This is a genomic window from Aerococcus loyolae, assembly GCF_002871915.2.
Taxonomy (GTDB): Bacteria; Bacillota; Bacilli; order Lactobacillales; family Aerococcaceae; genus Aerococcus; species Aerococcus loyolae.
Genome location: NZ_CP126958.1, coordinates 1,534,415 through 1,548,163, shown reverse-complemented (window position 1 = coordinate 1,548,163; position 13,749 = coordinate 1,534,415). Strand labels below are relative to the sequence as shown.

13 protein-coding genes are annotated in these 13,749 nt (G+C 40.9%); 10 read left to right on the top strand and 3 right to left on the bottom strand.

The window, feature by feature from the left end:
- Positions 1 to 61: 61 nt before the first annotated feature.
- Positions 62 to 661, bottom strand: a complete 600-nt coding sequence (locus tag CJ190_RS06970) for an SOS response-associated peptidase (protein ID WP_064292187.1) — start codon at positions 659 to 661, stop codon at positions 62 to 64.
- A 158-nt stretch (positions 662 to 819) separates the two neighbouring features.
- Here CJ190_RS06970 and CJ190_RS06965 point away from each other — a divergent pair, with 158 nt between their 5' ends.
- On the top strand, positions 820 to 1,584 hold the full coding sequence (locus CJ190_RS06965) for an NADPH-dependent oxidoreductase (protein WP_070598272.1): 765 nt from the start codon (positions 820 to 822) through the stop codon (positions 1,582 to 1,584).
- Positions 1,585 to 2,181: 597 nt separating this feature from the next.
- Here the strand turns inward: CJ190_RS06965 and CJ190_RS06960 are convergent.
- Positions 2,182 to 2,886, bottom strand: a complete 705-nt coding sequence (locus CJ190_RS06960; RefSeq protein WP_064293507.1) for an RluA family pseudouridine synthase — start codon at positions 2,884 to 2,886, stop codon at positions 2,182 to 2,184.
- A gap of 161 nt (positions 2,887 to 3,047) precedes the next feature.
- On the opposite strand from CJ190_RS06960, the gene CJ190_RS06955 reads away from it, so the two are divergent.
- The 8 genes from CJ190_RS06955 to CJ190_RS06920 all read left to right on the top strand — a co-directional run bounded on the left by CJ190_RS06955 (position 3,048) and on the right by CJ190_RS06920 (position 11,246).
- Positions 3,048 to 3,968, top strand: a complete 921-nt coding sequence (locus tag CJ190_RS06955; RefSeq protein WP_064293508.1) for an L-lactate dehydrogenase — start codon at positions 3,048 to 3,050, stop codon at positions 3,966 to 3,968.
- Between the two features lie 580 nt (positions 3,969 to 4,548).
- Complete coding sequence (locus CJ190_RS06950; protein ID WP_224783447.1) at positions 4,549 to 5,469, top strand: phosphate/phosphite/phosphonate ABC transporter substrate-binding protein; 921 nt, start codon at positions 4,549 to 4,551, stop codon at positions 5,467 to 5,469.
- 61 nt (positions 5,470 to 5,530) lie between these two features.
- Positions 5,531 to 6,295 carry a phosphonate ABC transporter ATP-binding protein gene (phnC, locus tag CJ190_RS06945; RefSeq protein ID WP_064292531.1) on the top strand — a complete coding sequence of 255 codons (765 nt, stop codon included), beginning with the start codon at positions 5,531 to 5,533 and terminating at the stop codon, positions 6,293 to 6,295.
- A 1-nt stretch (position 6,296) separates the two neighbouring features.
- On the top strand, positions 6,297 to 7,076 hold the full coding sequence (gene phnE, locus CJ190_RS06940; protein WP_064292532.1) for a phosphonate ABC transporter, permease protein PhnE: 780 nt from the start codon (positions 6,297 to 6,299) through the stop codon (positions 7,074 to 7,076).
- 3 nt (positions 7,077 to 7,079) lie between these two features.
- A complete protein-coding gene (phnE, locus tag CJ190_RS06935) occupies positions 7,080 to 7,856 on the top strand; it encodes a phosphonate ABC transporter, permease protein PhnE (RefSeq protein WP_064292533.1) in 777 nt (258 codons plus the stop codon).
- A 14-nt stretch (positions 7,857 to 7,870) separates the two neighbouring features.
- Positions 7,871 to 8,665, top strand: coding sequence for a metallophosphoesterase family protein (locus CJ190_RS06930; RefSeq protein WP_064292534.1), 795 nt, complete (start codon positions 7,871 to 7,873; stop codon positions 8,663 to 8,665).
- Between the two features lie 217 nt (positions 8,666 to 8,882).
- The gene (locus CJ190_RS06925; protein ID WP_064292535.1) at positions 8,883 to 9,884 is read left to right on the top strand and encodes a YhdH/YhfP family quinone oxidoreductase; all 1,002 of its coding nucleotides are present in this window, start codon (positions 8,883 to 8,885) and stop codon (positions 9,882 to 9,884) included.
- 105 nt (positions 9,885 to 9,989) lie between these two features.
- Positions 9,990 to 11,246 carry an amidohydrolase family protein gene (locus tag CJ190_RS06920; RefSeq protein WP_064292536.1) on the top strand — a complete coding sequence of 419 codons (1,257 nt, stop codon included), beginning with the start codon at positions 9,990 to 9,992 and terminating at the stop codon, positions 11,244 to 11,246.
- Between the two features lie 59 nt (positions 11,247 to 11,305).
- On the opposite strand, the gene CJ190_RS06915 is transcribed toward CJ190_RS06920, so the two are convergent.
- Complete coding sequence (locus CJ190_RS06915) at positions 11,306 to 12,529, bottom strand: NADH-dependent flavin oxidoreductase (protein WP_064292537.1); 1,224 nt, start codon at positions 12,527 to 12,529, stop codon at positions 11,306 to 11,308.
- 153 nt (positions 12,530 to 12,682) lie between these two features.
- Between CJ190_RS06915 and CJ190_RS06910 the strand changes: the two genes are divergently transcribed.
- Positions 12,683 to 13,684, top strand: coding sequence for an LLM class flavin-dependent oxidoreductase (locus tag CJ190_RS06910; protein WP_070598270.1), 1,002 nt, complete (start codon positions 12,683 to 12,685; stop codon positions 13,682 to 13,684).
- Positions 13,685 to 13,749: the final 65 nt, after the last annotated feature.

The window sequence follows — 13,749 nt, the reverse complement described above, 5'->3', positions numbered from 1 at the left end:
CCTTTCAAGTCAGAAAATTTTGACCAAAGGGAGGGCTGGGCAGCCTTTCTTTTTATTATTTTTAGTCTTTCAGGTTGAGGGTCATATTGCGGAAGTTCTTATTATCAGTCTCCTTTTCCATGAAGAGTTGGGCATTGGAGTTCTGATAGTGGCGGGCAAAGTCATAGTCATTGAGCCAAGATCGGATATCTTTGGCTTGGACGAAATAGGGCATGCGGTGGTGGACTTCCTGAGCTAGCGGATTAGCTGATTGGGTCATGAGCACAGCCCGGGGATGGTTTGACCTAGATTTAGGCATTTGATAACAGCCACCCACATAGAGAATGTCATTACTGGAAAAACGGTAGCGTTCTTTGTTCTTGGTCCACTCATAGTAGCTGGACATAGGGAAGAGACAGCGACGGTAGTGAAAATCGGCTTGAAAAGTTGCCTTATCCGTGATACTTTCCGAGCGGGCATTGATCAATAATTGCCCCTTATTAAAGCCCGCATAGCCCCACTCCATGCCGCGCGCATGGACAGACTGGTCCGGGTTAGCGCTCAGAGTGAGCACGACCTGGCCAGGGTAGAGGGTCCCAGTTTGGATGTCGGGATCATTGGCCCGTTGGTAGAAGTGCTTGAGCAGGGCTTCTTCCTGATTAAATTCATAACGACCACACATGCTGCTTCCTCCTCAATGATTATTTTAGAAGTTTCCAAAATTTATTGCGATTTTCAGATAACTGTAGGTTTTTACTAGTGAATGAATAAACTTCTTCAGTAGACAAGGCCTAAGTCGATTGCTAAACTTTACCATATAGTATATTAGGAGGTTTTTGGATGAACAAGCAAAACTCATTGATTGAACAACAATTGAACCACCGAACCATTCGTGAATTTACAGAAGACCAGATTAGTGATCAAGTGATTTCAAAATTAGAAGAGGTAGCGATCCATACCGCAACTTCAACCGGTATGCAGTATGCCAGCGTTATCCGGGTCAAAGATCCTGATAAGAAAGCCCAAATTTCCGAAGTATGTAACCAGGACTATGTTGCCCGGGCGCCCGAGCTATGGATTTTTATCGTTGACCTGTATCGCAATACTCAAATTGCTAAGGAACATGAAGCAGATACGGCTTCTTCTCATCAATTAGAACGTTTCTTCCAAGGCTATAGTGATGCTGTCTTGATGGCACAAAACGTGAATAACGCCGTGGAATCCTTAGATATGGGGGCTGTCTTTTTAGGCAGCATTCAAAATAACATGGGAGCCATGATTGATATTCTAGAGCTTCCCGAATTAACGGCTCCGGTCTTAGGTCTGGCATTTGGTCATCCTAACCAAGAACCCCAATTGAAGCCTAGGATTCCTAAAGAAATGCGAATCTTTGAAGATACTTACCATTACCCAGACAATGCTAAGGAAATTATGGATACCTATGACCAAGAAATGACCACTTACTATGACTTACGTGACACTAACCGGCGGGTCGACTCCTTCTATGAACAAGTCGTGAAAAAATCCAACCTCCGGCAAAGTCGACGGGAAGAACTAATCGAAGACTTACGCAAACAAGGCTTCAACGTCCAACCCATTGAATAGAGAGTGCGACAAGTGCGTCAAAGAGCAAGACCGCTGGAAGAAAAAGACGTAAGAATTCTCTAAGAGAATTTGTCGCCATTTTCTGAAGCGGACGCTTGCTCTGCACTTGGAGCAGGTTTGAAAAGGATGTGAGGAAGGATCAGGGAGGGCGATTCCTTGGAGGAAAAGATGATAAGAGCAGCTATAAGGATGCGAGAACGCCGTCAGAGACTTGAATTGCTGGAGGAAAATATCATAAGCACAGCAGGCCTGTGCGTTGGTATTTTCTGAAGTAACTTCAAGTCTGGCGTTCGAACTCAACTTGCTGGTCGTTCAACTTTTCTGAAAGGACATCCCCTCACCCTTCCAAACTCAACTAGAAAGTGCGACGGGTGCGCAAAAGATCGATAGAGCTACGCATACTATATCTGTAACTCGCTAAAGCTTCGAACAGCTATAGCAACTGGAGCTAAAGAGCAAAAATTCTTGAAGAGAATTTCTTGCACTTTAGTGAAGTGGAGATCGATCTGCACCCGGAGCACGTTTAAAGAAAGTGCGACAGTCACAACAAATGAGAGCACCTCATCACTGGGGTGCTCTTTTTTACGTCATGAAATATCAATCTTCACCAGTTGTGAACTGATCTTTGAATAGATTCCAGGGCTGCTTATTGAGGGGGGGAGTACTGGTAAAAGTCATTGTTTCTTTTTTGGTGGGATGGATGAGGCTTAAGTGTTGGGCCCAGAGCGCAATTTGTTGGCCCTTGTGACTATATTTTTGACCGTATTTTTGGTCGCCCCAGAGTGGGTGTTGGCGGCTTTGAAATTGCACGCGAATTTGGTGAGATCGTCCGGTATGAAGGCGAACTCTAACCAGGGCGACTTGATTACTGTGCTCCAGTAATTGATAGTCAAGGACAGCCTTTTTACCGCGCTTATCCTTCTTATTCACCACGCTGACCTTGTTTTTTTTACGGTTCTTGTAGAGGTAATCGGTCCAGGTTTCTTGATCTTTTAGAGTCAAATTTTGGTCTTGAACCACAGCCAGGTAGTCGCGCTTGACCCTATGTCTTCTAAAATCATCCGACAAGCGACTAGCGGCCTTGGAGGTCTTTCCAAAGACCATCACCCCACCCACTGGACGGTCCAGGCGGTGGAGCAGGGCCAAGTAGACATTACCTGGTTTATGGTCCCTTTCCTTAATAAATGCTTTGAGTGCTGACAGTAGGTCTAGGTCACCACTAGCATCTTCTTGGACCGGCATATTGATTGGTTTTTCCACAATGAGCAGGTGGTTGTCTTCGTATATAATGGGGATAGGCATGATCTCTTCCTTTCCGGTATGGTCAATTACCAGTATATACTAGATTGGCTTTTAATTCATAGAATAGAAAAGGCCAAAAAGAAAGAATTTTCTGAAAATTTACCGCTTCAAAGTCAAAAAGTGTGGTATAGTATGTAACAATAAATGAAAGGAGTGATTGGATGTCACGTCATGTAGCAGTTTTTGGAATGGGAAATGTTGGGTCTACTGTTGCCCATCAATTAATCCTTAATGGCCATGTTGATGAGTTGACTTTATTTGATACCAATGAAGCAAAGGTGAAGGCAGATGCCTTAGACTTTGAAGATGCTATGAGTAACTTAAACCACAGCGTCAAAATCAATGTCAATGATCAAGCAGCCCTCAAATCAGCAGAAGTTATTGTTTCTGCTTTAGGGAACATTGGCTTAATTGGTGGCGATAACCCTGACCGCTTTGGTGAGTTAAAACACAACCGTGAACAAGTGAAAAAAGTTGGCCAAACGATTAAAGAATCAGGCTTTTCTGGGGTTTTAGTTGTCATTACTAACCCTAATGACGCGATTTGTAACTTATACCAAGAAGTTACCGGTCTAGCCAAGGAAAAGGTTATTGGAACCGGGACCTTGTTGGATTCTGCACGTTTACAACGGGCTGTGGGTAAATTATTTGATGTTCATCCTAAATCAGTCCAAGGTTACAGTTTAGGGGAACACGGGGACTCCCAATTTGTGGCTTGGTCAACCGTTAAAGTCATGGGCCAAAGCATTTACAAGCTATTAGAAAAAGTCGACTTCAGCTTAGAAGATGTCGACCAAGAAACCCGTGATGGGGGTTATGTGGTCTTCTCTGGTAAGAAATATACTAACTACGGGATTACAGCAGCAGCTGACCGATTAGTTGATGCAGTTCTCTCCGATAGTCATGAAGAATTACCTGTTTCTAACTACCGTGAAGAATATGGCACCTATCTCTCCTATCCAGCTATCGTTGGTAAAGCAGGGATTGTTAAACAAAGTCAATTAGACTTGACCGAAGAAGAACTCGCCAAATTACAAAACTCTGCCGACACCATCAAAGAAAAATCTAAATTCGAAGATTAATAATAGAGTGCGACAGGCACGACAAAGGACGGAACCATTGGAGAAAACTGTCATAAACTCAGCTATTAGGATGTGAGTATGCCGTTAAAGACTTGAATTGCTGGAGGAAAATACCAAAAGCACAGGAATCTGTGCGTTGGAATTTTCTGAAGCAACTTCTAGGCTGGCGTCCGAACTCAACTGGCTGAGTGTTGGCAGTTTTTGAAATGGACGTTCGTCCTGTGACTGGAGCAGGTTTTAATAGAGTGCGACAAGCGCATTAGAGAGTAAGACCCCTGCAAGAAAAAGACGAAAAAATTCTCACAGAGAATTTTTTGCCCTTTAGTGAAGTGGATAGTTTTCTTGCACCAGGAACACGTTTTGACAACACACTAGTATAAAACTGGTGTGTTTTTTTATTATTTTCAAAATATAGATATTATTTATTAATTAAAGTTAAGGAAAAAAGTTTACCAATAACAAAATAGCAAGGAATGTATTTACTTAAAGTTAGCAAACAATTTACATGAATATTACATAACCCTGATATACTGACGTAGTTGATAATATGTTAGTGTATGAGGAAAGGAATGTATGTGTAGTGAAGAAATTGAAGCGTTTAACCTTATTGCTTGCGAGTTTCTTTTTCTTAGGTGCTTGTGGAAATCAGGAGGCCTCTGACCAATCCGGCAATGAACGTCCTGAAATTAATGTCCAATTTGTACCTACTAATAATGATGGATCAATGGAAGCAAAGGCTAAACCATTTGAAGAATATCTTTCTGAAAAATTAGATGCTGACGTCACTGTAACTTTAGCAACTGATTATTCAACGATCGTAGAAGCAATGGCTTCAGGGCAAGTGGATTTGGGTATCATGCCACCAGCTGCCTACGTACAAGCCCGTCAACAAGGCGCTGCTGAAGCTATTTTGACATCTGAGTTAGGTGCTTATAACCGTGAGACTGGTTTGCCGGAGGAAGGTGAAACTCGGAGTAGCTTTAAAGGTGAAGTATTAGTACCAGCTGATAGCGATATACAAGAATTTACGGATTTAAAAGGTAAACGTATTGCTACACTTAGTCCAAACTCAGCAAGTGGTTATATTTACCCAGTTGCAGAATTAAAACAAGAAGGTATCGATCCAACTGTTGAATCGACACTAACAACTGTTAATGATATTCCTAGTCAAATGACCGCTTTGTTAAACGGTCAACAAGATGCAGCCTTTGTCTTTGAAGGAGCAAGAAACGTTTTCCAAGACAGTTTTCCAGATAATGACTTATTAAAAGACTTACGTGTTCTATATCTAACAGAAGGTGATATTCCAAATGATGCTATTGCTGTTCAAACAGATATGGATCAAGAGTTAAAAGATAAAATTAAACAAGCCTTCTTAGATATGCCAAAAGACGAAAAAACTAAAGAAGTGATGTCATTATGGGGACATAAGGGCTATGCTGAAGCAAATGAAGCTGCTTACGATACCATTCAAAAATATATTCAAGCAGCAGCAGAATAATTCAGAATCACACCATGTCCAAATGGATTTGGTGTGTTTTTTAATAGGGGGATAGGATACTATGCTGGAATTCAAAGATGTTAGTAAAGAATATTCTAATGGTGTAAAAGGTTTAGATAATATAAATATTCAAATAGAAGACGGAGAATTTGTATCTATTATTGGCCTAAGCGGCGCAGGAAAAAGTACGTTTTTGCGCTCGATTAATCGTTTAATTAACATCACTAAAGGTGAAATTGTAATTGGTGATAAATCAATAACTAACGCTTCTAAGAAAGAGCTTCGTATGCTTCGACGCGATATTGGTATGATTGCACAAAGTTTTAATTTGGTGAAGAGAAGTACTGTTCAAAAAAATGTTTTGTCAGGTCGTTTAGGCTATTATTCAACCTGGAAGAGTATTCTGGGCTTATTTTCTCAAGAAGATTATGAGTTATGTTTGGAGGCCTTGGAACGGGTTGAATTAAGTGATAAATTACATTCTCGTTGTGACGAACTAAGTGGTGGACAACAGCAGCGGGTTTCAATTGCAAGGACCTTAGTTCAACAGGCCAAGATTATTTTAGCGGATGAACCTGTTGCTTATTTAGATCCAATAACTTCTCAACGGGTTATGAGTGACTTAAAAAATATTAATACCACTTTAGGAAAAACAGTATTGGTTAATATTCATTCGGTTGAACTGGCAAAACAATTTTCCACTAGAATACTGGGTTTTAAAAAAGGGAAAATTATTTTTGATGGGAGTCCAAATGAATTAACGGATGATCAATTATCAAAGATATATGGGCAAGATATTGCAAAAGTGATGGAAGGAAGTGTTTAGGGTGAAGCTTAAAGATACGGTCCACTATAATCTTTACCATAACCTTTTCATCCTCTTTATTGTAATTATATGTTTATTAGCCAGTGTTTCCATTACAGACGCTGATTTTTCAAGTCTGTTTACAAATACTAAACAAATGACGAGCTTTTTAAGTCGTTTTTTAAAACCAGATTTTTCCTATATTCCAGAGTTAATTGGACCAATGTTTCAAACTTTGGCTATGTCTGTTGTGGGTACAGTTCTTGGTGTTCTTGTGGCGATTCCTTTTTCTTTGCTAGCAACGACTGTAGTTACTGATAATAAAATTATTACATCTATTTTTCGATTTTTACTAGGTATTATTCGAACAATCCCTAACCTTCTTTTAGCTGCCTTACTAGTAGCGATAATTGGTATAGGTGAATTTACTGGTGTAATGACAATTGCTATTTTTACTTTTGGAATGGTGTCACAGTTGATTTATGAAAGTATCGAAACAATTGATTACTTACCAATTGAAGCAACCTATGCCGTAGGTGCAAATCGGATTCAAATGATATTTTGGGCAATTTTTCCTCAAATTATAGCTTCAATTATTTCTTATTCATTCTATGCATTTGAAGTTAATGTTAGAGCTTCCACAGTTTTAGGCTATGTTGGTGCAGGTGGAATTGGTGTAATTTTAAATTCATCACTAGCTCTATTGCAATATGAAAGAGTATCCATGATTATTCTAATGATTTTACTCGTTGTTTGGCTCACTGATACCGTCAGCGAAGCAATTAGAAAGCGGGTGCGCTAATAAATGATCAAAAAACAAAATAAAAACTGGATTTATATGTTGATTTTAGTCCTTGTATTTGTTGTATCTGCAATAACCATAGACTACTCAGCATTAGAGAATATTAAACTTGCTAATATCGGTAATGTTATGAGTGGACTGATGACACCAGACTGGTCCTTTATTTATGATGGTAGTGGTGAAGATTTAGTATCGCTCTTATTAATTACTATCGGTATAGCTTTTCTAGGAACTTTTATTGGTACAATTTTATCCTTACCTTTTGTTCTATTTAGTGTCTCAGATTTTTGGAAAAATGCTCCCTGGGTAGCTAAATTAGGCAAGTTAATATTGAATGTTTTACGAGCTTTTCCTGAATTAGTTTATGCTATGATTTTTGTTAAAATGGTAGGCCCAGGCCCCTTTGCCGGCGTAATGGCAATTGGCATTCATCAGATTGGGATGATAGGAAAGTTATTTACTGAAGAGATAGAAAATGCAGATGACACGCCAGTGGAAGCGATGGAAGCTGTTGGAGCCAATTTCTGGCAAATTTTATTTTATGCACGAATTCCCCAAGTATTACCTATGTGTGGCTCTCTAGTATTGAATCATTTTGAAATTGCAGTTAGAAGTGCTTCAACTCTAGGGTTAGTAGGAGCTGGAGGGATCGGAGCCCCTCTAATTTTCGCTATTCAAGCGCGTAATTGGCCAACTGTAAGCATTATATTAATTGGTGTAATTATTACAGTTTATCTAATTGATCAATTAGCAGGAATGATAAGGAATAGATTACGGTAAGGTTGTGTAAATTTATGAAAATTTTGCATTTGTCTGACATTCATTTTAAAGTGAAATATTCTGATTCATCAACCGAATATTTACAAATGCTTCAATTGATGCAGCATCCACAATTGAAATTGACTCATTTAATTAATTTGTTGAAGAATAAAGGTGTTGAATATGATTATGTAGTAATCACTGGAGATCTTTGTGATGATGGTACAGTGGAGGATTATCAGCAGTTAAAAATCTTGTTAGATAGCCTATTATCAGTGCCTTACTTTGTTGCTTTAGGTAATCATGATATCAAGGAAAATTTTTATAAAGGATTTTTGAATCAAGAAGACAATAGACCTTATTGTAAAGTTTTTAACTTAGAAAATTTTTCAATCGTTAGCTTTGATAATTCTCAATATGGATTATCAAATGGTTTTATAGACAACGAGCGCTTAAATTGGTTAAAGGAAACATATCGAAAGCTAAATAATGGACCAGTTCTTCTTATGATGCATCATCATTTGATTGAAAGACAAGCAGATATTCCGGCTTTAGAAACTCCCAAGGTTTTTCGTCAAATCCTATGCGACAATCCAACGATGGGGATATTGACAGGACATACTCATCACCAATTTGCGGATTATTATCAAGGGATTCCTTATTTTACAGCTGATGCTATTGCTTTTGCTGGTCAAGATATGAGTGATGGAAAAGTTCGATTTGATGAAAATTATGGAGCTAATATTTATACTATTAAAGATCGAAAAATAATAAATAACACTGTTTATTCATTGTATACAGGAAAAATTATTAAAGAAGTTCAGTTTTAAATAATCGGTACAATGATACATAATATATAAGCCAATATAATAAAGTTATTTGTATATAGAAACGCATATTTTAAAACAAAATGTCTAGGAGTCTACGACTAGTTCGTAGGCTCTTTTCTGGTCTTAAAAGAAAGCGCTTCCCTTGATTTTTAACCCCCTTCTTGACATACTGCAAGTAGAAAATTGTAGTACTCGATAAGAATATGGAGGGATTAAGATGAAGGAGACTTTTAAAGCTGTTGTTGTGCGTAGCCATGACGATGAAACCTCTTATGCTTTAGAAGATTATCAATTGGGAGATAAGGCGGTGGATGAGGGCGATACGATCGTCAAGCTGGCCTATTCATCGATGAATTATAAGGATATGCTAGCCACCCAGCACCAGGGAGGCGTGATTCGTTCCTATCCACTCATTCCTGGGATCGATGCTAGTGGGGAAATCGTTGAGACCAGTCATCCTGAGGCCAAGATAGGAGAAAAAGTGATTAATACTTGTTCAGCAGCGGGAGTGACCCATAACGGCGGTTATAGCCAATACCTCAAAGTGCCCTATGAGTGGTTAGTGACTCTGCCAGAGGGGATTAGTGAAAAAGAAGCCATGATTTATGGGACAGCTGGACTGACCGCTGCTTATTCGGTGGATAGCCTATTGAAGCACGGTATGGACCTTGACCAGCAGCCTGAAATTCTGGTCACTGGTGCTAGTGGTGGGGTAGGGAGTATCGCCTTAGCCATCCTGAATAAGTTAGGTTTCAAAAATATTAGTGCCTTGATAAGGAAGGATTACCAAGAGTCATTAGTTAAACGATTAGGGGCTAGTCAGGTGATCTGGCCAGCGGATTTAGAAGGGGACAAGCCCTTGAATAAACGCCGCTTTGACTTTGTCTTAGATACGGTTGGGGGCCAGGTTGCTGCTCAGGCCATGACCTTTATTAGCGAGTGGGGATCGATGACCCTGTGTGGGAATGCAGGAGGCAGTAAGTTGGAGACGACCGTCCTTCCTTTAATCCTTAGGGGGGTGAACTTGCTAGGCATTAACAGCACAGAACTTGATATCAATTACCGGCAGGAATTATGGAATAAACTCGCCACTGACTGGAAGGTGGTTGACCGTTTATCTTATGACAGTGTGGGCTTAGACCAAATTGAAGAAACAGTTGAAGCCTTAAAGGCCGGTAAGCATATGGGGCGAACCATCATCGACCTACAAAACTTTTAGGAAATGGCTGAGCCAGTCTTGACCAGCTTTGGATAATAAACTTTCAAAAAACGTGAAAATAGAGTAGGATGGAAGTGTAACGATTAAATTAATGGAGGTTATGCTATGAAGAAAAAATTTACTAATGCAGTAATTTATAAGCAAGCAGATGCCAATGAATTTATGATTGAAGACGGTAAATTTACTGCTTTTGGTAAGGATTTAGGTGAAGCAGATGAAGTCATTGACTTAGGGGGTAAGTTAGTTATCCCACCTTATGTGGATTCTCACCTGCACTTAGACTACTATTTCACCGGCAAAGCTGATAACTCTGAAAATGCGACCGGGACCCTCTATGAAGGGATTGCTCGCTGGTCTCACATTAAATTAGGACAAAGTAAAAAAGAAGCTAAGGAACGCATGTACCAAGCAGTCCGCGACGTGATGGCATACGGTACCCAATATATTCGGGCGCAAACGGACTGTACCGATCCTGAATTAAAAAATATCGAAGCCATGTTGGAAGTTCGTGATGAATTAAAAGATAAGGTCACTATCCAAGTGGTTGCCTTCCCTCAAGAAGGGGTCTTTGCCTATAAAGACGGTAATGGTCAAGGCCTAGAATTGATGGAAGAAGCCTTAAAAATGGGGGCCGATGTTTTAGGTGGGATTCCTCACTTTGAATGGTCGAGAGAACTCGGGGAAAAATCCATCCATAAAATTGTGGAATTAGCCATGAAATATGACAAGTTGATTGACGTCCACTGTGACGAAACCGACGACCCTGAGTCCCGCTTCGTTCAGTTACTCAATGCCTTGGTCTTAACAGAAGGTTATGGCCCCAGAACAACAGCTAGTCATACCTGTTCACTAGGTTCAGCAGATGACGCTTATTTCTTCCGTCTCATGCAACTCTTCCAACAATCCAAGATGAACTTCACCTCCCAACCCACAGAAAATATGTACCTACAAGGGCGGTCAGACTCCTATCCAAAACGTCGTGGCTTGACGCGGGTAGCGGAATTTTTCCACAATGATATTAATGTTTCCTTTGGTCAAGACTCGATTGTCGATCCTTGGTACCCAGCTGGTAATGGAAATATGATGAATATCTTAGATAATGGGATCCATGCTGCGCAAATCATGTCTGACGAAGACTTTGAACGGGTCTTGGATTTAATTACCTATAATGGGGCTAAAACCCTCTACATCGAAGACCAATATGGCCTAGCAGCTGATAAACCAGCCAACTTCATCGTTTTAGATGCGCCAAGCCCATTTGAAGCGGTCCGTAACCGAGTAGAATGCCTGGCTTCGGTTCGCAACGGCGAATACCTCTTCAAGAAGAAACCGCGTGAATTTGAAATTGGCTTAGATATTTAAGAATCATCAGACTAAAAAAGCAGACGCTTTTAAAACTGGGCGTCTGCTTTTTTTGCCTTTTATTGATAATCCTTAAAGTAAGAAGTGGTATCTTGTTGGTTTAATTGGCGGAGGTCCTGGCGGGTTGCTTGGGGTAAGGAACCCCCATAGTCCATAAATTCAACTAAGTCCTTAAAGGCTCCTTGGGGGATGGCGAGGTCAGCTAAGTCTTTTGGGTGGAGACTGATATCGATAGCATCTTCTTGCCCTTGGGCCAATTTGGTCACGAAGTCAGGTTCAGTGACAAATACAGAAGACAGTCCCACCATATCCGCATGTTCTAGGGCAGCTAAGGCCTTATCAGGAGAATTAATTCCTCCGGTAGCGATGACTGGTACCCGGCCATCGATATGGTCCTTAACCACTTGGTTGACATACTCGCCTTTATGCTTTTCGCTACGAACTTTTTCGAGGTAGATGTCATGGCCCCAGCTAGCAATGGCATAGTATTGGATATCGGCAACATTTAGGAGACGGTCGAAATAATTATTAAATTCATCAACGCTATAGCCAACTTTATTGCCCCGGGTTTCTTCTGGGGTGCCGCGGAAGCCCAAGATAAAGTTCTTCACTCCGGATTCATCAATCGCCTCTTGGATGGCTTGAGTAGCCTCAACCCCAAAGCGGGCCCGGTTTTCTAGACTTTGGGGGCCATAATGGTCCTCTCTTTGATTAGAGAAGGGAGAGAAGAATTGTTGGGGCAATAACCGTTGGGCGTTAGAAATTTCTACCCCGTCAAAACCGGCTTCAATGGCCCGTCTGGTGGCTTCTTTATATTGTTGGATGACGTGGTCAATTTTACGCTGACTCATGGCTAGGACGTCATGTTCGACTGGACTCTTGAGATGCATGTAGCTAGGTCCGTAAACGACATGGTAGTCTTTTAAAGTTGCCTTAGCAAAACGCCCAGCATGGGTCAATTGGAGGATGGCCTTGGCGCCGTCCTTTTTCATGGCCTTGGCCAGCTGACTTAGGCCCTCAATAAAACGGTCATCGCGGACACTAGGTCCAAATTCAAACAATTGGGCATAGTCTTCAATATAGGCTGCAGTAGTGACTTGTAAGGGAGCAGACTGGCTACGTCTTTTGGCGTAATTGATGTCTTCATCGGTTACAAAACCTTCCCGAGTCGACGAGTTGGTCGTCAGGGGGTTTAAAGAAAAGCGATTAGCCAATTCAATCCCATTGGGCAAGGTCAGTGGCTGGAATAAGGCTTGGTACTTAGGGTTCAATGCTTGCTTCATAATAACCTCCTAATGATTTTATTAATTATATTCTATGGCTTTTAACCTAAAATGCCAAGTCAAGCTAAGTATGAATCTTCTCTAGGGTCCAATGAATGTTCTTAGTCATGCCGTGTTATACTATAAGTGAATAAAATAAAGGAGGTCTATCGGGTGAAATTAAGTGTTTTAGATTATGCAGTGATTGATGAAGGCAAAACCGCTAGCCAAGCCTTAGCCCATACGATTCAGTTAGCCCAAAAGGCGGAAGACTTGGGTTACCAGCGCTTTTGGATGGCCGAACACCATAATGTTCCCGCCTTTGCTTCTTCGAGTCCAGAAGTCATTATGATGCAATTACTCAATAATACCCAACGTATTCGGATTGGTTCGGGAGGTATCATGTTGCCCCATTACAGTCCTTATAAGGTGGTAGAAAACTTTAAGGTGATGGAAGCTTATTTTCCAGGACGGATTGATCTGGGCGTGGGCAATAATATGGGGACACCCCTAGTTAGAAAGGCACTGGAACGGGCTAGTGACAAGATCCCTTCTTATGAAGAGGACTTGAGACAAGTCTATAACTATCTCACCCAAATTGATGATGGGCAAACTAGAATTTTAGCCAATCCCCAAGTCGAAGACTTACCGGCAATGTGGCTCTTATCCACTAGTGTTCGCCGGGCTAAGTGGGCCGCTGAAGCGGGCTGTGCCTATGTTTATGGGATCTTCCCCTATGCCAGAGAAGATGCTCTTGAAGTGGGACGCCAAGCTATTGCCACTTACCGCAAGCACTTTAAAGCCTCACAATTATTACAGGAGCCTAAGGTCATGTTTTCAGCCTTTGTAGCTACCGCTGACCAAGAAGAAGTGGCGGAAGACTTGACCCGGTCCTTAGATTTATGGCTTTTAGGTCAAGATCAGTTCTCTTACTACCAACGGATGCCATCCATCAAAACGGCTAAAGCAACCGAAATCACTAGTCAGATGGCTGAAAAAATTAAGAGTAACCGCACTCGGATGCTCCATGGCAAGGCCAGCCAAGTAGCCAGCCAGCTGAAGGATTGGATCAATTACTTAGATGCTGACGAAGCTCTGATTATGCCCCTAGTTCCAGGAATTGACAAGCGAATGCAGACACTTGAACTTCTGGCTCACTATTTGGAGACCAAGTAGGACTAGGAACAAAAATACTTTCTTATAATCGTAAAACTTCTTTATTAAGTACAAAATATTTGTCG